Consider the following 18,113-nt stretch of genomic DNA (forward strand, 5'->3'; position numbering starts at 1 on the left):
CGAGGACGAAACATCGCTGCCAGGGGCTCCGGACCGGTTACGAAACCCTCAGGGTTGTTCGGGCGTGTAGGCCGATCCGGTGCCGAGAAACTTCTTCGTCGCAGCGCGGGCTTCAGCTGCCTGTGTTTCACGGCGTGCCTGTTCGGTCGCTTCGCTGCGAAACTGGGCAGCCATCAGCTGCTGCAGCTGGAACTGCTGCTTGGTCACGAGAGCAAGGAGCTGATTGGTCGCCTGCTGGGCCTGAAGAGCGCCTTCGGCGCTCTGGCTGCGCGCGGCGATATCCGCGAGCGTCTGCGCGTCCTGTCCGACGCTGGCAACTATGCCCGACTGAACGCGCATCGTCTGGCGGTAAGCGTCGAGGCTTGCGCCGAGCCGGCTGCGCGCTGAGCGAACCCGGGCATCGCTTTGCAGAGCCGAGCTGAAATCGCGCGGGAAGAGATTCTCAAACTCGGCGTCGGTCTGCGCGAGGTTAAAGTCGATGCCAGACGCCTTATCCATCAGCGTATCGATTTCGGCCAGCCTCTCACGAATGGCGTCGAGCTGCGGGAAGTCAATCTTTGCAAGGTTCCTGCTCTGATTGACGAGCATCTGCGCCTCGTTCTGGAGCTGCCGGACCTGCTGATTGACCTGCTGCAGTGTCCGGGTCGCTGTCAGAATGTTCTGTGCATAGTTACTTGGATCGAAGACGGTGAACTGAGCATGCGCCGGTGCGGGCAGCGCCGTAAGGCCGGTCGCCAGAAGGCTGTTGCCCGCTAAGGCTGCAGCCAGAGTGATCAGGCGCGGTGGGCTTTTCATAGCCATCTTCAGTCTCCTCTTATCTGATGAATGGGGTCACGAAATCCGGCAGCGAGCTCAGCGGCCCAGCCAAGGCCCCGATCCGCGAGAAAACCCTGCGCGAAACCGTCCGGACCCTGGCTGGCCAGGGTCGCATCTATCTGGTGCTGACTGTCGGGATCGGAGGCCGCGCAAAACGCCAGTGCGACGGGGCCAAGGCCCAGTTCGAAAAGGCGATTTCCCCGCGCTGACTGGAGATAATAGTGCCGCTTGGGGGTGGCCTGCGCGATGATCTCGATCTGCCGGGCGTTCAGCCCGAAGCGGTCATACAGGTCGCGCCCCTGAGGCTCTGTGGCGCGATCATTGGGGAGCAGGATGCGCTGCGGGCAGCTTTCGATGATGGCCGGCGCGATGGCTGAGCCGGCGATGTCTGCGAGGCTTTGCGTTGCGAAGACAACCGATACGTTCTTTTTGCGAAGAACCTTGAGCCATTCGCGCAGACGGGCCGCGAAAAGAGGATGATCGAGAAAGATCCAGGCCTCGTCGAGAATAAGCAGCGTCGGCCGGCCGTCGAAGCGTTCTTCCAGACGGTGGAAGAGGTAGCTCAGCACCGGTGCAACCGTGCTGCTCTGGCCCATCAGCGCCTCCATTTCGAAGCACTGGACATCGCGCAGCCGCAGGTTCTGTTCTCCTCCGTCAAGCAGCGCGCCGTGGGGGCCTTCAAGGGTGTAGGGGCGCAGAGCCGTCCGCAGAGCCCGGGACTGCAGAAGCAGCGCCAGCCCGGTGATGGTGCGCTCCTCGCGTGGCGCCGAAGCAAGACTGTTAAGAGCGCTCCAGACAGCTTCCCGTGTTTCCGGACCGACCTCGGCGCCTTCGTGGCTGAGGAGCGCGGCAATCCAGTCCGCAGCCCAGCTGCGCTGAGAAGGCTGGTCGATATCCGCCAGCGGCTGAAATACGAGAGAACCCCTGTCATCCTGGCCGCTGCCCGGGGCGTGGTGCATTCCGCCCATTGCCAGGATCGCAGCGCGGGCCGAATTCCCCTTGTCGAAAACGTAGATCTGCGCGCCGGGATAACGGCGAAACTGAAGGCCAAGCAGACTGAGCAGCACCGACTTGCCAGCCCCGGTCGGCCCGACAATCAGCATGTGTCCTACGTCTCCCACATGCGTGGAGAGACGAAACGGCGTCGAGCCGGATGTCTGCGCCATGAGCAGTGGCGGTCCGCCCAGATGCTCATTGCGCGCCGGTCCGGCCCAGACGGACGAAAGTGGCATCAGGTGGGCTAGGTTGAGCGTGTGCACGAGAGGCTGGCGAACGTTCGCGTAAACCTGGCCTGGCAGCGATGAGAGCCAGGCCTCAACCGCATTCATGCCTTCCCGTACACAGGTGAAGCCAAGACCATTCACGATCCGCTCGACGCTGCGGACTTTTTCCTCAACCGCTTCCCGGACTTCGTCCGTGACTGTGATCGTCGCTGTGAGGTAGCCGAAACCCACATGGTCTCCGCCCAGCGCCTGCAACGCAAGGTCGGCATCGGCCACTTTGTTGTCCGCGTCGGAATCCAGCAGCTGTGCGGGCTGGTTATACATCACTTCACGCAGCAGCGCGCTGACCGACTTGCGCTTGTTGAACCACTGGCGCCGCAGGCTTGTCAGCGTCCTTGTCGCCAGCGTCTTGTCGAGAGCAATGAAGCGTGTGACCCAGCGGTAGGAAAAATCCTGATGGTTCAGCGCGTCAAGGATCCCGGGACGACTGAAGCCGGGGAAGCCCAGGATTGTGACCGTGCGCACGTGCAGGCGGCCAAGCTTTGGCTCCAGTCCGCCCGTGAGCGGGGTGTCTGCCAGTATCGCATCAAGGTACATCGGGATCGCGGGAGTGACGACCCGCCGGGGCCGCTCGGATACGGTTGCGTGCAGGAAGGTCAGCAGGTCTTCGTCGTCGAGAACCGAGACTTCGGACATGAAACCTGCAAGCAGATCCGTTACGCGATCTGTCGCGGCGACAAAGCGGGCCAGCGCTTCGCGCCAGTCGCGGCCTTTCCTCTCCTCCGGCCGCTCAACAAGTGAGCGCGCGGCCCCTTCTGCTGTGTCAGCGGGAGGAAGCCATGTCAGCGTGAGGTGGTAGTGGCTCTCAAAATGACGACCGGCAGCTTTGAAAGCCGCGCGGCGCTCTTCGTCAACGAGCCAGCTGGCGGCATCGGGAAAGGTGCTTTCGGGATAGTCGAGGCATTCACGCCGCTCAGCGTCGAAAAACAGGGCCCAGCCACTGCCCAGCCGCTTCAGGGCATTGTTCGCTCGTGCACAGGCCGAGACAAGAGTAGCTTCGGTTGCCGATTCCAGGTCCGGGCCGCGGAAGCGCAGGACACGAAGGAAGCTTGCATCCTTGTTGAGGACGATGCCCGGCGCCACGAGTGCGGCCCAGGGCAGATGGTCTGCCAGTTTTTCGGAATGGCTGCGGTATTCACGAAGGAACATCATGAGCATATCCTCAGGTGGCGAAGTAGCTCTTCTGAGCGAGATGGCGCAGCGCGACCGGCGCAAAGGCCGGGTCGCGGCGCGCGGCCATAACGGCAAGGCTGTGCCCCAGCGCCCACAGGCCAAGGCCGGCGAGCCATTGCTGAAGTCCAAGGCCGACAGCAGCGGCGAGCGTCCCGTTGACGATGGCAATACCCCGCGGAGCACCGCCAAGAAGCAATGGGCTTTGCAGCGCAGCGTGGACCGGCACTTCGAATCCTTCGACGTGCCGGTCGCCCCGGGAGCCCGCTGACGTCACGAAACCAGTGCCCCGCCGCCGAAGCTGAAGAATGAAAGGAAGAAGCTGGAGGCGGCAAAGGCAATGGAGAGGCCAAAGACGATCTGGATCAGGCGCCGGAAACCGCCCGATGTCTCCCCGAACGCAAGGGTCAGCCCCGTCACGATGATGATGATGACAGCGACGATCTTGGCGACGGGGCCCTGGACCGATTCCAGGACCTGCTCGAGCGGCTCCTCCCAGGGCATGCCGGACCCGGCTGCGTAAGCCGGCGCGGAAAGTGCCAGGGTGAGCGCAAAGGCAAGGGGAATTGCAGTGCAGCTGCGGACAGAAAAGCGCGTCATGGGTCAGGTCTCCTCGGTTTCAGGACGGGTGATTTCGGTGAGCGCGTAGGCGCCGGTTGCCAGGTCGAGCCCGGTCACGCGGGCAAGGTTCGAAACCCGGCGCGCTGTTCCGCGACCGGAGATGAACACCACAATGTCGATGGCTTCAGCGATGAGCTGGCGCGGCACGGTCACGACCGCTTCCTGGCAAAGCTGTTCAAGACGATAGAGCGCGGCCAGCGCACCGTTGGCGTGGATCGTGGCCAGACCGCCCGGGTGCCCGGTATTCCACGCTTTGAGCATGTCGAGCGCTTCGGGGCCGCGCACTTCTCCAACGATGATCCGGTCGGGACGCAGGCGCAGCGTCGAACGCACAAGAGTGCTCATCGTTACACCAGGTGCGCGGGTGCGAAGCGCCACCGTATCGGGAAGCGGGGACTGCAGTTCGCGGGTATCCTCGATCTGGATGATCCGCGCGTCCTGTCCGGCCATTTCGGCAAGCAGCGCGTTGGCAAGCGTCGTCTTGCCGGAACTGGTTCCGCCCGCGACCAGAATGTTCCGCCGCTCCCGGATGGCGCTTCGCAGGGCTTCGCCGGTCTGCGCTGCCATCAGTCCGTCGTCGACATAATCGTCAAGTGTGTGCAAGCGCCAGGCAGGCTTACGGATCGAAAAGCAGGGGCCGGTGGCTACGGGCGGCAGGATGCCTTCAAAGCGTTCGCCAGCCTGACCGTCCGCCCTCGCAGGCAGCTCAGCGGAAATGATCGGAAGCTCTTCGTGGACTTCGGCGCGGGCATAAGCCGCAACAAGGCGGATGATCCGTTCGGCCTGATCGGGGGGCAGCCGGATACCTGTGTCGACACGTCCTTCGCCGAGCCGGTCAAGGCGCAGAGCGCCATCAGGGTTCAGCATGATTTCGGCGACCTTGGTGTCGCGCAGCGCGCGGCCGATATCATCGCCCAGAGCGGTAATGAGCATACGCCTGCGGCGCAGGTCAGAGATGTCTGCCGTCATGGCTGTCCCTCCTTTGCGGGGATCAGCGTGCGCCGGCCACCGGCGACCTGACGGCCGACCTGCTGGACGAAGGCCTCAAAGCGCTTTGCGCCCAGCGCCCGGCCAGCATGATCGCCTTCGCTAAGCGGCGACTGGATCGAGAGTTCGAAGCGGATGAAAAGCGCCAGGGTCTCGAGGATGACCTGCGTGTCGCGATCGATACGCCCCAGGGCCAACGTCATCCGGTCGAGGCGACAGGAAAACCTGTCCTCCAGTTCCGATGCGCCGCGGCGGTTGAGCCAGGCCGTGACAGCATCTTCAAGGATAGCGGATTTCGAGGCACCTGGCCGTGCGGCGAGCGCTTCGAGCTTTTCGCTGAGCGGGCCGGACAGAAACAACTGGTGGCGAACCTTCCCGCTCATGACAGGAAATCCAGCTGCAGATCACCGGGATGGGCCGAGCCGGCGTCAAGGCCGTAGACGGACCGGACTGTTCGCGCAGTCTGAGCCCTCTCCATTGCAGCCCGTTCGGTGACCTCATCAGTCTCGTCATGCGTGAGGCCCAGCGCGTCGACCGGTTCGGCCGGAGGCGTCAATGCCGGGGTAACTTCGTGCGAAGGATGGCGGGCCTGTTCAGGCCCGGCGTCGTCCACCGTAGCACTGTCGTCATTTACAGCTGCAAGCCGCGCGTCGGTGGAACGGATCTGTCCGGTCCAGTCATCTGTGCGGGCAGGCGGGAGGTCGCTGAAGCCCTCGTCGCCCGTCACGGGCGCCGGCAGGACACGGGTGGTGAACGCGTGGTCCTCATAGTAACGCAGCTTCTTTGCCCGGATGGGCGGCTGCCCGGAAACGAGCACGAGCTCGTCGGTCGGAGCCAGCTGCATTACCTCGCCCGGGGTCAGCAGAGCGCGTGCGGTTTCCTGGCGGCTGACCATGACATGGGCGAGCCAGGGTGCGAGCCGGTGACCCGCGTAGTTGCGCATTGCCCGCTGCTCGGTTGCGGTCCCCAGAGTGTCTGAAATGCGCTTAGCGGTGCGCTCGTCGTTGCTCGCAAACGCGATACGGACATGGCAGTTGTCGAGGATCGAATTGTGCTCGCCATACGCCTTCTCGATTTGGTTCAGGCTCTGGGCAATCAGGAAGGCGCGCACTCCGTAGCCCGCCAGGAAAGCAAGGCTGGTTTCGAAGAAGTCGAGCCTTCCGAGCGCAGGAAACTCGTCGAGCATCATCAGAAGGCGATGGCGGCTGGTGTCCGGGGCCTTGCCGGGAACCGGCGATTGCAGCTTTTCGGTAAGGCGTCGTCCGATCTGGTTGAGGACCAGACGGATCAGCGGCTTGGTGCGGCTGATGTCGGATGGCGGGACCACGAGGTAGAGCGAGACCGGGTGTGGCGCTTCGACGAGGTCCGCGATCCGCCAGTCGCTGGCTGACGTGACGGCTGCGACTGTGGGGTCCCGGTAGAGCCCGAGGAACGACATGGCGGTCGACAGAACGCCCGAGCGCTCGTTTTCGCTTTTGTTGAGCAGTTCACGCGCGGCCGAGGCCACGACGGGATGGACGAGAGGTGCCTCCGGCGTGCCCAGATGGTTTGTGGTCATCATTCGGCGCAGCGTCGTTGTGAAGGGGCGCTGCGGGTCGGACAGAAAGGTCGCGACCCGAGCGAGCGTTTTCTCTTCTTCGGCGTGGAGCACGTGAAGGATGGCGCCCACGAGCAGCGAGTGGCTCGTCTTTTCCCAGTGATTTCTCCGCTCGAGAGCGCCTTCGGGGTCGACCAGGATATCGGCAATGTTCTGGGCGTCGCGCACTTCGTCCGTGCCACGCCGGACTTCCAGCAGCGGATTGTAGCGAGCCGAGCGGCTGTCTGTCGGATTGAACAGAAGGCAATGGGAAAAGCGGGATCTCCACCCGGCCGTCAGTTCCCAGTTCTCACCTTTGATATCGTGAACGACCGCGGAGCCTGTCCAGGACAGCAGCGTGGGGACGACGAGGCCGACGCCCTTGCCCGAGCGCGTGGGGGCAAACGCCATGACGTGTTCAGGCCCGTCATGGCGCAGGTACTTCCCTCCGATCCGGCCGAGGGCAACACCGCGCTCGTCGAGAAGTCCGGCAGCGGCAATATCCTTGCGGGTTGCCCAGCGCGCCGAGCCATACGTGGTGACCGAGCCCTTCTGGCGTGCGCGCCAGATCGATCCGGCAACAGCTGCACCGCACCCGAGAAATCCTCCCGATGCGGCGATCGCGCCAGCTTCATCGAAAATGGCAGGCGCATAAGCATCATAGGAAAACCACCATGGGAAGATCGACCAGGGATGGTAGACGGGCTTGCCCAGAAGGCTGAACCAGGCGGGGCCCAGCTGGGTCTGATAGGCAAGGCTCGCGGCCGCCCATTGCGTTGCCGTCCAGATGCTCGCGAAAGCAATCGCGATGACCACAAGAATCTGTCCGATAAGGAGTCTGGTCGGGGTCATACAGTCCTCCGCCCGCGCCGGATCTCAGAGTGGCGGGCATGGACTGAGGATCGCAGAAGGTATCCGGCCGGGAGAGGGCCTCTCCGGTATCGTAAGGGGGCTTTTCAGTATCGTTCGGATCCATTGCCCTTGTGGTGGCGTGCTATTGTGCGGGCTCTGAACCGGACGAAGGGGCAGGCGTAATTATGACCATGAAGATGATCAGATTGCCCGATGATTTGCAGGGATCTGCGCCTGGTCAGGCAGCATGGATGATGGCAGAGCATGGCGATCGTTGCGCGGCCGGGATCGCAGCATTGCAGGAATGGATCGCCCCTGGGCTGACCCTTGTCGATGCCGCCGAGATGCTCTGTGAGGGGAAGTGGGGCGCCTGACGGGAGAAGTCAGTGCCAGCCGGTGTGAGCAGATTTTTCTGGTTAGCAACGGCTCGCCGCAAAATACGTCTGCGGCCCGATTGCACAGGGCATTCGAGGCCCGTTTACGGTGGCTGAAACGGACCGGGCTGACCCTTCCCCTGCAGCCCAGTCTACGTCAGTTTGAGACTGCGGTTATGGTCTGCAGCGTTGTCGAGCAGAGACGCCTGCTTGGGGATGCCGGCCTGATCTGGATTGCAGAGGCTGAAGTGTGGCGCCCGCCCGGATCCCCGTCACATGCCTGCGGATGCAACCCGGCATCATCGTCATTCTCAAGGCTGCAACGCGTGATCATGTGCGCACGAACAGGGCCGCAGCCTGTCTTGTCCTGTCGCACGCAGTGGCAGCAGGCCTGGACCGGCTCTTTCCACTACCGTATGCCGCCGTGCGCTTGATATCATCTGAGCCGGTGCTGCAGGCGGCTGGCTACTGTCGCGAAGGGCCGGCCGGGGCCGGGTTTTCAAACACCCAGTTGAGATAGCTGGCGATGCGGATACCGGCGCGTTTGAGGCGGTCATCCACCTGAGCGCGGTGCTGGTAGGCGTAATCCCACGAAAGCGCAGGATCGGAGGGATAGATCGTCTTTCGCAGGGAGATGCTTTCATGGATCCACACGGTCGGATCCCGCTGGTCCCAGGCGATAACCTCCTGGGGTGTGATCGACCGGGACAGCCAGTGGGCATATTCGGAATACGAAAGCGAGCGCTGCTCGATCAGCTTTGAGTCCCAGACCGAGTGCAGATTGGTCGGCTTTCCAAACCAGGTAACCTCGACCGTGTTTCCGCCCCGGTCGGTGCCCGCACCGTCATGAAGCGGCTGGTGGAGATCGCCGATGATGTGGACGATGAAGCGCAGCGCGAGGCGCTTGTCCTCGACTGAAGTCTCCGGATTGCGCAGCATCCTGGTGAAATGCGTCAGCGCCGTCATCGCATCGCCTTCAGGCGGCGCATCGGAAGCCTTGTAGTCATCACCCCTGACCGTAACGTAGTGCCAGGGGCTGGCCGTCTTCTGCCAGAAGGGATCTGGACTTGATTTCATGTCATCAGGCCAGGTGGCAGCTTCTGCCAGATCCTCATTTCCCAGGAGGAGCCGCACATTGGCCCTCGCGACACCGCTCAGGTTATCATCGGCGATTGCGCCTGTGATGCGATGGCCGACCGGGCCCCAGGCATAGGCAGGCGATGTGCTGGCAAGCATCAGGGCGATAAGAAAAATTTTGCGCATGTTGCTCTTGATAGCGAAGATATGCGCGATGGCTACTCTGTGACGTCCATCGGAGCAGTTGGCAGAGATTCCGCTGCAGTACTGGGATGGACGGAGTTGGGACATCCGCGACAGTCAGGTTCGGGGAAGCCGCCCGAGGAATGCGGACATTCTCGACGACACGCTGTGACGACCGCTTTGTTGGACGCTCCGGAATGTCTCCTTACGGGAGCGCTCACTGGGATAGCGGACGTTCCGGACGGCGAACAGGTATGTCAGCTTCGCGCCTTAGAGACGGTCATTGCGCGGGCGGCTGATTCGCCGGAAAGCGGAAAATGTTTTTTGGCCACCCTCAAGCTTTCGTTCCAAATGAGAACTGATGCCCGCTCACGAATTCGTGAAGCGGTCCGCGCGAAGTATGCTACAAGCATCCATCACATAAAAATCTTCCGAGCCATGTGTGACCGAGGGACCGACCGCGCCCCCGCTTGATGTGGGAGTGCGCACCATGTGCCTCAATCAAATCCTAGAAAATGAACAAGTTACGCTCATGCAGCACGCTGCAGCTAACAATGCGGCAAAGATCAAACCCTTGCGGCGGAAGCTGAACATGTTTCAAAAACTGCTCAAAGAACATCCATATGCTCACCGTCCCTATATCCATGCCAACAGTTCTGATGCCCAGATGGCGTCGGAAGCGAACGAGCCGTCTGGATTGATCCCCGGCCTGGCCGCTTGGGAAAACGAAGGCGGGCGTATCGAGATGGCTGTCAACGGCGGAGCAAAAGTCGGCCATGGGGCGGCGTAAAACCAGGCCATCGTGTTACACGCCGGGGGGAGTGGCGTGAGGGCGTAGCCCGAGGGCCACTCCCCCCGGCATTGGCTTGCTTTTCAGGGTCTGATTTTGGCCTTGCGGGCCCGGCTGTGAGCGAGGCGATAGCTTTCGCCGTTCATCTCGAGGATGCTGACGTGATGGGTCAGGCGATCGAGGAGCGCGCCTGTGAGACGCTCGGATCCGAAGGTTTCGGTCCATTCGTCGAAGGGCAGGTTGCTGGTGATCAAGGTGGAGCCGCGTTCGTAACGCTGGGAGATCAGCTCGAACAGCAGTTCGGCGCCGGTCTTGGAGAGCGGTACGAAGCCCAGTTCGTCGATGATGAGCAGTTTGTATCCGACCATCTGCTTCTGGAAGCGCAGGAGACGCCGCTCGTCGCGCGCCTCCATCATTTCGCTGACCAGCGCCGCCGCAGTGGTGAAGCCCACCGACAGCCCTTTCTGGCATGCTGCCAGTCCGAGCCCCAACGCTACGTGCGTCTTTCCGGTGCCCGATGGCCCCAGAGCGATGGCGTTCTCACGCCGCTCGATCCACTCGCAGCGCGCCATCTCGAGCACCTGCATCTTGTTGAGCCTCGGGATGACGGTGAAGTCGAAGCTGTCGAGGCTTTTGACGGCGGGGAAGCGCGCGGCCTTGATGCGCCGCTCGACCATACGACGCTCCCTGTCGATCATCTCCATCTCGACAAGGCGGGCGAGGAAGCGGATATGATCGACGCCTTCAGCGGCACATTGCCGGGCGAGCTTGTGGTGCTCTCGCAGGCACGTAGGCAGCTTGAGTGCCTTGAGATTGTGAGCGAGAAGAAGCTCCGGGGTCTGATCGCTCATGCGGCCTCCTGCTGGTCGGAGAGCAGGCTCAGATAGGCTCTGGCAAAGGTCTTCTCGACCGTTGTGCGTGGCAGGAAGGGATAGACGTCCGTGTCCAGCACGGGCGGTACGCGTTCGACCCGGCACAGGGCGAGGTGCTTGACGGCATCGAAGCCGATGGCGCCAAGATCAATGGCCTGTTCCACCGCCGCCTGGAGATCGGCGAGGGTGAACGTTTCCAACAGGCGCAGCACCTGTACATATTCACGCCTGCCATGCTTGTGCATGCGGCCTTCCATCAACCGCTGCAGTGTCGTGAACGCTTCGGGCAAATCCCAGCCCTGCAAAGGCGCGGCACGGTCGAATGCGTTGATCTTCTGCTCGATCAGCGGGAGATAGTGGAGCGGGTCGAAGATAACCTCCTCGCGGGCATAACAACGAGGATGACGGGCGATGACTTCGCTGCGGCAGCCGACCACCACCTCATCGACATAGGCCCTGATCCAGACCTCCTGATGGCCCCGTGCCACCGGAACCGAATAATCGTTGGTCCTGTAGCGCACGGGGATTGCGAGGAGACCCGCCCGCTCGTCTGATCGCAGGCCTCGAAGGGTGTAGCGGGCAGAGGCTGCATGGCTGCCAGATCGCGTTGCAAGCGCTCACCGATCGTCTCGCTCTGTCCGCGCACCTTGTCCTGCTGGCGCTTGCGGCATTGCTCCTCCAGCCATAGGTTGAAGGCCTCCCGTGTCGGGAACTTCGGGATCGGCACCATGAAATTGCGGCGGCAGTAACCAACCAGCCCTTCCACATTGCCTTTCTCGTTCCCCTTGCCCGGGCGGGCATAGCGGTCGCGGATCACGTAATGCGACAGGAAAGCGCTGAACAGCGTGGCACGCTTACGCGTGCCGTCTGGCAGGATCTTCGCCACAAGGCAGCGATCGTTGTCATAGACGATCGAGCGCGGCACCGCGCCGAAGAACGCGAAGGCATGAACGTGTCCGTCCACCCAGGCCTCCGCCACCGCCGCCGGATAGGCCCGCACATAGCAGGCATCACTGTGCGGCAGATCGAGTGCGAAGAAGTAGGCCTTCTGCTGCACCCCGCCGATCTCCACCAGCGCTTCCCCGAAATCGGCCTGCGCATCCCCCGCCGGGTGGGCCAGCGGCACGAACATCTCCCGGCTGCGTTGCTCACGCTCGCGGATGTAATCCTTGATGATCGTATAGCCGCCGGTGAAACCATGCTCGGCGCGCAAGCGGTCGAATACCCGCTTCGCCGTATGGCGCTGTTTGCGCGGGACGCAGCGGTCCCCTTCAAGCCATCCATCAATGATCGCCACAAACCCGTCCAGCTTCGGACGCTGCGGGACAGATTGACGCCGGTAACCCGGTGGCGATGAAAACGACAGCATCTTGCGCACCGTGTCGCGCGACACATTGAAACGCTTCGCCGCCGCCCGCTGGCTCATGCCATCCGCGCAAGCCAAACGGACCTGAAGATAAAGTTCCACGCTGTAGATCCCCACACCTCCCTGACTTGGCAGAAAGGCTTCAAGGTGGACGACTTTTACGCCGCCCGCAGCAGGACTATCCCGCCGCTAGCGTGGTCGAATATTGCTCCGCCGTTCTCACTCCCGTTGCTTGGGACGCCGCCTTCAACCGGTAAACACACAGATACATGTGGCCGAATGGATCAAATGGCGCCGAATCTACTTGTTGTTGTATTGGCGAATCATTGGATACATTCGTCCGTGTTCTTCATTATTGGATCAAGTTACAAGGATGGTTAGGTTAATGAATTGAGGAAATTGAATGGTGATGTTGATTAGGTATTTTCATAAGTTGTGTGGTTAATTCGTTTTCGGGTTGGTGATTGCCTCGCCAAGGGGTACCATCAGGCGTTGCATGTTTCTTTCGAGGTACCCGCTGGGTGGGGTTCGACTCCCCGAGAACATGGGGAACGGGTCGTCGACTACGGCGGCCCGTTCTTGTTTCCGGCGTTTGCGCAAGGCCCCATGGGGGCAGGCTTCAATGCGTCCAGCTGATACCGATGGAGCCGACAAAGTGGTGCCCATCGATGCCGCTGGCGACCTTCGTGTTGGGGATCCACAGGTCCGCGCCGGCGCTCAGGGTCAGGCCGGGCAGGGTGTCGGGCGCGGGCTTTCCGGAAAACTGCACACCGGTCCGGAAATAGCCGAATGTATAGGTGCCGCCCTCGCGCCCGTCGTAATAGTGATCGGAGAGCCCGAGCATCAGCGGGACAGCGACATGGACGCTGGTCGCGCCCAGATCGACATCGAAGGACGGCGTGATCGAGGGCTGGAGGTAGAGCGCATCCCGGCGGTTGGGGCGGCTGCCCTCCTGGACCGAGCGGAGTGAAGGGCTCAGCTTGAAGTTCTTGAGCGGCGGGTTGTTCCCCCACAGCTTCGTATCATCGTAGGTGACGATCAGCTCGAAGTCATTGTACGAGGCAAAGGCGCCGCTGATCGACCCATAGCGGTAGTAGGTCGCCGACACGCTCCAGTCCTCGCCCAGTTGAAAGGCGATCCCGGCATAGACATCGTCTTCGTAGAAGCGGTTGAAATCGTCGGGATCGACGCCTTCAGGCGTGGGTTCGATCTTGATGTTGTTCCAGGTGCCCACGTGAAAGCTGACGTCCGATACAGGGCCGGTGTCAAGTTCGGGGGCCGCGACACTGAGCCGGGCCGAGGGCTGCACGCTGGCTTCGGCCGCGAAGACCAGTCCGCGCGAAATATAGCTGGTGACGAGCGTCGCGCCGAGGGTGAGGGTCAGCCGGTCGACCGTGGTGTCCGCGTCCGCGTCTTCGGAGGCTTCTGGTTTTTCAGGTACACCGCCAGCTGCAGGGCTCTCACCCTGCTCCATCTTTTCCGGACTGTTTTCCTGCGCCTCGGCCGTGGTGGGGAACGCCGCGGCCAGAGTCAGCGCCGGAAGCAGGATCTGCCGCATTGCTACCTTGTGCCTTCCCGTTCGACCACTGTGTGCACAACACATCGGACGAGGCGCGCAGTTGTTCCGAGCCATTCGTGATGCCGGAACGGCGCGCTGTACCCATGGGCACACGCGCACCGCGAAGAAGGCGAGATCGCCACGGCTCCCGCGAAGGGCTGGCCCGTGGCGACGGGGCCATGCAAGGTGGCGGCAAGAACACCGCCACCTTGCGTGACTTGCTGTGCCCTTATTTCGCCCTGGCGACGCACGTGCCGCCGTCGGGCCCGACGCTGCCATGGCAGGTTCGCTCGGCGATGACGGGCTCGTCGATCTCGGTCAGGTGGTTGCCATCGGCGCGGCGCTCAAGCTCGAAGCCGTCGTAGAGCTTGCCCGAGGCGGTGTAGGTCCGGAAGCTGATCTGGTCACCGTCGACGTCGATCACCTGGTAGAGCTCGGTCGCTTCGGCGACCCGGTCGGGCTGGTTGGGCGCGCGGTCGTTGAGGCCGTACATCTTCGAGCCGGTCACAGAGACGAGGTAGACAGGCCCCTGGACCGCGCCGTCGGCGCGCTTCTGTGCGGAGACCTCGCGGCCGGCTTCGGACGTCAGGCGGCTGTAGCAGTGGTCATGCCCCTGCAGCACCAGATCGACCTTGCGGCTCTCGAACACGGGCTTCCACGCAGTCTTGACCTCGCTGATGTCCTCGGGACGCGCGCAGGTGAAGACGGGCTGGTGGAAGAGGACGACGTTCCACTTGGCCGAGCTGGAGGCCAGGGTCTCGTCGAGCCAGGCGGTCTGTTGCTTCATGGTGCCAAGGTCGATGGCCGACGTGCCGTCGAGGACGATGAAGCGCACGCCCTGGTAGTCGACGTAGTAGGTCGTCGCCTTCGCGCCCGGCGCACCGTTGTCAGGAAGCGCGAACTGCAACGGCCAGTAGGGGCCCAGCTTGCGGCTCTCCGATCCATCGGGGCGGATGACGTCGACGTATTCGTGATTGCCGGTGGCGGGAAGTTGCGGGACGATGCCCCAGTTGTAGCCGCCCGCCTCGCCGAACTCGCCCCATTCGTCGTCGTGATCGAGGTCGTCGCGCTGGGCGGCGATGTCACCTGCGAGCAGGACCAGCTCGATCCCGCCATGTCCGTGGAAGGCCTGGCGGATGACGCGGCTGGCATAAGTCAGGATGCCGTTCTGGATATCGCCGAGGTAGAGGAAGCGGAAAGGCTCGGCCTCCGTCGCCGCCGTGTGGAACTGGCGCCATTCCCCCCAGCCTGCGCTGCCCTTGAGACGGTAGGCGTAGACGGTGTCGGGAGTGAGGCCCTCGAAGCGGACCTGGTGGTAGAGCGCGGGGCCGTTGGCGCTGTCCTTGGGCGTGCCGGGAGCGCCGGTCACGGTGACGGCCTTCTCTTCCAGCGTCGGGCCATCGACGGCCACGGCAAGCTGCGCTTCGCTGGCTTTCTGCGCGGTGTCGGTACGCCAGGCGACGGCCATGCCTGTGGTCGGGTCGGCGGCAGGGGTGAGGACGACGCGGTCAGGCAGGTTGCGCGCGGCATAGGGCGTGCCGGCCGAGCGGGGGACCGGCTGTTCCTGGGCGGCCAGCGGCGTCAGGCCAAGGACGGCGGTTCCCAGCAGAACGGGTGCGAAGCGGCGAAAGATAGGGATGGTCTGCCTCCTGGAGACGGGGCGCACGCGGGGGCGGCGCTTTCCGGGCGGACCTTTGCGACAGCTGTATGACGTGCGGATTACACTTTGGCGCAGGGCAGCATGCCGCTGATGAATATCCGCTTTTCAGCTTTCGTCGGCGCTTTCGTCAGGCGCGGGGCGGGGCGCGTGCGCCTGTGCGTTGGCAAACAGGCCGGGATGTGTGGTGAGGGTGGTCTCGATCCGGCCAAGGAGGGCCATGAGCTGCTCCTGCTCGGCCGGATCGAGGCTGGAGAAGGCGATGGCCGCGACTTCCCGGCGCTGGTCTTCGACCTTTTCGCGCGCGGTAGAGGCGCTTTGCGTGAGGAACAGGCATTGGCTGCGCCAGTCGTCGGGATGGGCCCGGCGTTCGACAAGACCGCGTGTGTCGAGTTCCTTGATGGCGCGGGCGATCTGGGCCTTGTCGCGCTGGGTCCGGCGGGCCAGTTCAAGCTGCGAGACCCCCGGACGCTGCCCGATGACGCGCAGGAGCCGGGCCTGGAACGGCGTGAGCGCAAGCTCGCGCAGCGCGGGCATGTGCGCCAGGTGGTCCTGGAAGGCCTCGGCGATGTTGCGCATGCGGTTGGCGAGTTTCTCGGTCATGGCGCAGGCATAGCATGTTGGTTGACTCGGGCAATCGAGTGTGTGAGTTGATTGAAGTCAACTGATAAGTTCGAAAGTCCGCGCCATGCCCCATTCCTACCGCATTACCGTCGAACCGATCCCCGCGCCCGAAAGCAAGGCCGCGCCGTGCGAGCCGGTCACTTTCGAGGTGACCAACCACGACGAGATCCTCGGCCTGATCCCGCGCATCGAGGCCAAGGCCTTCCTGCCGCGCGAAGAGGCCGCGGAGTTCCTGGTGGGGGTGAAGCTCTTTTCCGACGTTCTGCTGCGCCACCGGCGCGATCCGCTGTTCGCGCCGCTCCTGCCGCATGTCGCGGCCTTCATGAAGGAGATGAAGGCCAGTCCCCTGCGCGCGGAAGCGCCGGAGGACCACGCGCCGGACGCCTGAACGTCCCGGCGCGCACTGGGCGGGCCTTACTGCGCGGGCACCGTGTTCGCCCGTTCCTGAAGCGAGGCCGCGAACGCGCAGATGCGGCGCATCGCTTCGCGCAAGGTTTCGTCGGGCACGGTCAGCGCAACGCGGATCAGCGTCCTGGCGTTCTCGCCGAACGAGGTGCCGGGCATGATCGCCACGCCCTGCTGTTCGAGCAGCCCCCAGACAAAGGCCTCGGCATCAAGTCCGGTGTCGGCAACATCGAGCATGATGAACATGCCCCCCGAAACCTTGCCCGCGGTGATCGTGGGGCATTCCTTGAGCTCCTGGGTGATGACCTTCACGCGCTGGGCGTAGCTTTTCGACATGCGCTCGGCGGTATCGAACGTGCCGCGCAGCGCCGCTTCGGTCATGTCCGCGATGAAGGGCTGGTTGCCGAACAGGATCGTCTCGGAGATCGGCAGGAGCTTGGTGCAGAACTCGGCCGGGCCGACCGCCCAGCCACTGCGAAAGCCGGTCGCGGCAAAGGTCTTGGAAATCGAGGAGACAACGATGGTGCGCTCGCGCAGTTCGGCGATCTCTAGCGGCGAGGCGAATTCGTCGTCGGTGAAGATGAGGTCCTCGTAGACCTCGTCCGAGACGATCCACAGGTCGTGCGCGATGGCGATCCGGCCCAGCTGCGCAATCGTCTCCCGGTCAAGGAGTGCGCCCGTGGGATTGTGCGGGGTGTTGAGCACGAGCACGCGGCTCTCGGGCGTCACGGCCGCTTCGAGGTCGGCGGGCTGCATGACAAAGCCGTTCGCGATATCGAGGGGGACGGGCTGAACCAGCGCGCCGGGCGCGCGAATCACACCCGCGTAGGTCGCATAGTAGGGATCCCCCACCAGGACCCCGTCGCCTTCGTCGACAAGCGCGGTGATGACGGCGTAGAGTGCCGTCTGCGTGCCGGGGAAGGCCAGAATGTTGTCGGAGGTGATCTCGGGCCAGAGCGGCTTGTACTTGTCGACGAGGGCACCGAGCAGGCCGTCCTCGCCGCGCCCGTTCGAATAGTGGGTGCGGCCGCGCTTCATCGATTCGTAGGTGACCTCGATCAGGGCGGGATCGACCGGGATGTCGGGCTCGCCGATGGTGAGCTCGATGATTTCCTCGCCCGCGGCCATGCGTGCGCGCCCCGCGTTGTGGACGGCCCATTTCTCGCCGCCGAGATCGGCGAGGCGGTCGGTTATTCCGGCATAGCGCATGGTGCGTTTTCCTCCTGAAGCTGGGGAGCGGGGGCATGGGGGGCGGGTCCGGCCGCGCCGAGCGCCCCTGTGGGCAGGCCAAGCAGCCGCTCGGTCGCCTCGATGGCAAGGTCGGGCAGGATCGCCCGGTTGTAGAGCCCGGAATTGAGCGAGCCCTCCATCCACAGCCCGTCGATCAGGCCGTTGATGGCAATGGCGTGGCGGCGGCACTGTGGGCCGCGGCGGGGCAGGCCGTGGTCGATGAGGACACCTTCGACGAGGCGCTCGAGAAACTCGAGGAACTCGCGGTAACCCTCGCGGTGGATCTCGGCGAAGAACGGATCGTGCCGGATCTGGCCGATGAACGTGGCCCAGAGCGAGACCTTGTCCTCGGAAAGGTTGGGGCTGGTGAGATTGCCGAGCAGGAACTGGCGCAGTTGCTGCGCGGCGGGCGGACCGTCCTCGCCCGTGTCCGCACTCTCGCTGGCGCGCGCGGTCAGCTGGCCGATCAGGTAGGCATAGGCGTTCTTGATCAGCTCGTCCTTGGAGCCGAAGTAGTGGCGCACGAGGCCAGGGGTAACCCCGGCCTCCTCGGTGATGCGCCGCACCGTCGTCCCATCGAGGCCATGGCGCGCGACGCAGGTCAGCGTTGCCTCCATGAGGCTCTGGCGCCGCGCGTCGAGAGCGAGGCGCTGGAAGGTCTTGCGGCTCATG

General features: G+C 63.5%; 17 protein-coding genes and 1 pseudogene. 3 read left to right on the forward strand and 15 right to left on the reverse strand.

The features are described 5' to 3' along the window. Window positions 1-48 precede the first annotated feature (48 nt). The 7 genes from trbJ to HT578_RS17830 are packed head-to-tail and all read right to left on the reverse strand — an operon-like array spanning window position 49 to window position 7,305. Window positions 49-801: a P-type conjugative transfer protein TrbJ gene (gene trbJ, locus HT578_RS17800; RefSeq protein WP_338422144.1), complete on the reverse strand. Its 753-nt coding sequence runs from the start codon at window positions 799-801 to the stop codon at window positions 49-51. 2 nt (window positions 802-803) lie between these two features. Further along, a complete protein-coding gene (gene trbE, locus HT578_RS17805; protein ID WP_213500920.1) occupies window positions 804-3,251 on the reverse strand; it encodes a conjugal transfer protein TrbE in 2,448 nt (815 codons plus the stop codon). 10 nt (window positions 3,252-3,261) lie between these two features. Then, window positions 3,262-3,498 carry a VirB3 family type IV secretion system protein gene (locus HT578_RS17810; RefSeq protein ID WP_239026340.1) on the reverse strand — a complete coding sequence of 79 codons (237 nt, stop codon included), beginning with the start codon at window positions 3,496-3,498 and terminating at the stop codon, window positions 3,262-3,264. Between the two features lie 44 nt (window positions 3,499-3,542). Next, entirely contained in the window at window positions 3,543-3,869 is a 327-nt protein-coding gene (locus HT578_RS17815; protein WP_213500922.1) for a TrbC/VirB2 family type IV secretion system protein, read from the reverse strand. A 3-nt stretch (window positions 3,870-3,872) separates the two neighbouring features. After that, window positions 3,873-4,859, reverse strand: a complete 987-nt coding sequence (trbB, locus tag HT578_RS17820) for a P-type conjugative transfer ATPase TrbB (RefSeq protein ID WP_213500923.1) — start codon at window positions 4,857-4,859, stop codon at window positions 3,873-3,875. After that, window positions 4,856-5,260: a ribbon-helix-helix protein, CopG family gene (locus tag HT578_RS17825; protein WP_213500924.1), complete on the reverse strand. Its 405-nt coding sequence runs from the start codon at window positions 5,258-5,260 to the stop codon at window positions 4,856-4,858. Before HT578_RS17825 ends, trbB begins: the two co-directional genes overlap by 4 nt. Further along, complete coding sequence (locus tag HT578_RS17830) at window positions 5,257-7,305, reverse strand: conjugal transfer protein TraG (RefSeq protein WP_213500925.1); 2,049 nt, start codon at window positions 7,303-7,305, stop codon at window positions 5,257-5,259. The genes HT578_RS17825 and HT578_RS17830 overlap by 4 nt, the downstream gene beginning before the upstream one ends. Window positions 7,306-7,490: 185 nt before the next feature. On the opposite strand from HT578_RS17830, the gene HT578_RS17835 reads away from it, so the two are divergent. Continuing rightward, window positions 7,491-7,679 (forward strand): aldo-keto reductase family protein, encoded by a 189-nt coding sequence (locus tag HT578_RS17835; protein WP_213500926.1) that lies wholly within the window; start codon window positions 7,491-7,493, stop codon window positions 7,677-7,679. A 465-nt stretch (window positions 7,680-8,144) separates the two neighbouring features. On the opposite strand, the gene HT578_RS17840 is transcribed toward HT578_RS17835, so the two are convergent. After that, window positions 8,145-8,942 carry a S1/P1 nuclease gene (locus tag HT578_RS17840; protein ID WP_213500927.1) on the reverse strand — a complete coding sequence of 266 codons (798 nt, stop codon included), beginning with the start codon at window positions 8,940-8,942 and terminating at the stop codon, window positions 8,145-8,147. A 487-nt stretch (window positions 8,943-9,429) separates the two neighbouring features. Between HT578_RS17840 and HT578_RS17845 the strand changes: the two genes are divergently transcribed. Further along, complete coding sequence (locus HT578_RS17845) at window positions 9,430-9,729, forward strand: hypothetical protein (RefSeq protein WP_213500928.1); 300 nt, start codon at window positions 9,430-9,432, stop codon at window positions 9,727-9,729. An 83-nt stretch (window positions 9,730-9,812) separates the two neighbouring features. On the opposite strand, the gene istB is transcribed toward HT578_RS17845, so the two are convergent. The 5 genes and pseudogenes from istB to HT578_RS17870 form a co-directional block, all read right to left on the reverse strand. Continuing rightward, window positions 9,813-10,580, reverse strand: a complete 768-nt coding sequence (istB, locus tag HT578_RS17850) for an IS21-like element helper ATPase IstB (RefSeq protein ID WP_213500153.1) — start codon at window positions 10,578-10,580, stop codon at window positions 9,813-9,815. Then, window positions 10,577-12,069 (reverse strand): annotated as a pseudogene (istA, locus tag HT578_RS17855) (IS21 family transposase). Before istA ends, istB begins: the two are co-directional and overlap by 4 nt. Before the next feature lie 517 nt (window positions 12,070-12,586). Beyond that, a complete protein-coding gene (locus HT578_RS17860) occupies window positions 12,587-13,525 on the reverse strand; it encodes a hypothetical protein (RefSeq protein WP_213500929.1) in 939 nt (312 codons plus the stop codon). A gap of 229 nt (window positions 13,526-13,754) precedes the next feature. Continuing rightward, complete coding sequence (locus HT578_RS17865) at window positions 13,755-15,134, reverse strand: purple acid phosphatase family protein (protein ID WP_338422186.1); 1,380 nt, start codon at window positions 15,132-15,134, stop codon at window positions 13,755-13,757. A gap of 156 nt (window positions 15,135-15,290) precedes the next feature. Continuing rightward, on the reverse strand, window positions 15,291-15,785 hold the full coding sequence (locus tag HT578_RS17870) for a MarR family winged helix-turn-helix transcriptional regulator (RefSeq protein ID WP_213500930.1): 495 nt from the start codon (window positions 15,783-15,785) through the stop codon (window positions 15,291-15,293). Between the two features lie 85 nt (window positions 15,786-15,870). Between HT578_RS17870 and HT578_RS17875 the strand changes: the two genes are divergently transcribed. After that, complete coding sequence (locus HT578_RS17875; protein WP_213500931.1) at window positions 15,871-16,194, forward strand: DUF3861 domain-containing protein; 324 nt, start codon at window positions 15,871-15,873, stop codon at window positions 16,192-16,194. Between the two features lie 26 nt (window positions 16,195-16,220). Here the strand turns inward: HT578_RS17875 and HT578_RS17880 are convergent, their stop codons facing one another. Both HT578_RS17880 and HT578_RS17885 read right to left on the reverse strand, forming a co-directional pair. Continuing rightward, a complete protein-coding gene (locus HT578_RS17880) occupies window positions 16,221-17,420 on the reverse strand; it encodes a pyridoxal phosphate-dependent aminotransferase (RefSeq protein ID WP_039388458.1) in 1,200 nt (399 codons plus the stop codon). Continuing rightward, window positions 17,402-18,112, reverse strand: coding sequence for a TetR/AcrR family transcriptional regulator (locus HT578_RS17885; RefSeq protein WP_213500932.1), 711 nt, complete (start codon window positions 18,110-18,112; stop codon window positions 17,402-17,404). The genes HT578_RS17880 and HT578_RS17885 overlap by 19 nt, the downstream gene beginning before the upstream one ends. Window position 18,113: the final 1 nt, after the last annotated feature.

It is taken from the genome of Novosphingobium decolorationis (assembly GCF_018417475.1).
Taxonomy (GTDB): Bacteria; Pseudomonadota; Alphaproteobacteria; order Sphingomonadales; family Sphingomonadaceae; genus Novosphingobium; species Novosphingobium decolorationis.

Excerpts from the sequence above, each read along its gene's own strand:
- HT578_RS17815 (WP_213500922.1), bottom strand. The coding sequence starts at position 3,869 with ATGACGCGCTTTTCTGTCCGCAGCTGCACTGCAATTCCCCTTGCCTTT.
- trbB (WP_213500923.1), bottom strand. The coding sequence starts at position 4,859 with ATGACGGCAGACATCTCTGACCTGCGCCGCAGGCGTATGCTCATTACC.
- trbE (WP_213500920.1), bottom strand. The coding sequence starts at position 3,251 with ATGATGTTCCTTCGTGAATACCGCAGCCATTCCGAAAAACTGGCAGAC.
- HT578_RS17835 (WP_213500926.1), top strand. The coding sequence starts at position 7,491 with ATGACCATGAAGATGATCAGATTGCCCGATGATTTGCAGGGATCTGCG.
- HT578_RS17825 (WP_213500924.1), bottom strand. The coding sequence starts at position 5,260 with ATGAGCGGGAAGGTTCGCCACCAGTTGTTTCTGTCCGGCCCGCTCAGC.
- HT578_RS17875 (WP_213500931.1), top strand. The coding sequence starts at position 15,871 with ATGCCCCATTCCTACCGCATTACCGTCGAACCGATCCCCGCGCCCGAA.
- istB (WP_213500153.1), bottom strand. The coding sequence starts at position 10,580 with ATGAGCGATCAGACCCCGGAGCTTCTTCTCGCTCACAATCTCAAGGCA.
- HT578_RS17860 (WP_213500929.1), bottom strand. The coding sequence starts at position 13,525 with ATGCGGCAGATCCTGCTTCCGGCGCTGACTCTGGCCGCGGCGTTCCCC.
- HT578_RS17885 (WP_213500932.1), bottom strand. The coding sequence starts at position 18,112 with ATGAGCCGCAAGACCTTCCAGCGCCTCGCTCTCGACGCGCGGCGCCAG.
- HT578_RS17840 (WP_213500927.1), bottom strand. The coding sequence starts at position 8,942 with ATGCGCAAAATTTTTCTTATCGCCCTGATGCTTGCCAGCACATCGCCT.
- HT578_RS17870 (WP_213500930.1), bottom strand. The coding sequence starts at position 15,785 with ATGACCGAGAAACTCGCCAACCGCATGCGCAACATCGCCGAGGCCTTC.
- HT578_RS17845 (WP_213500928.1), top strand. The coding sequence starts at position 9,430 with ATGTGCCTCAATCAAATCCTAGAAAATGAACAAGTTACGCTCATGCAG.
- trbJ (WP_338422144.1), bottom strand. The coding sequence starts at position 801 with ATGGCTATGAAAAGCCCACCGCGCCTGATCACTCTGGCTGCAGCCTTA.
- HT578_RS17880 (WP_039388458.1), bottom strand. The coding sequence starts at position 17,420 with ATGCGCTATGCCGGAATAACCGACCGCCTCGCCGATCTCGGCGGCGAG.
- HT578_RS17830 (WP_213500925.1), bottom strand. The coding sequence starts at position 7,305 with ATGACCCCGACCAGACTCCTTATCGGACAGATTCTTGTGGTCATCGCG.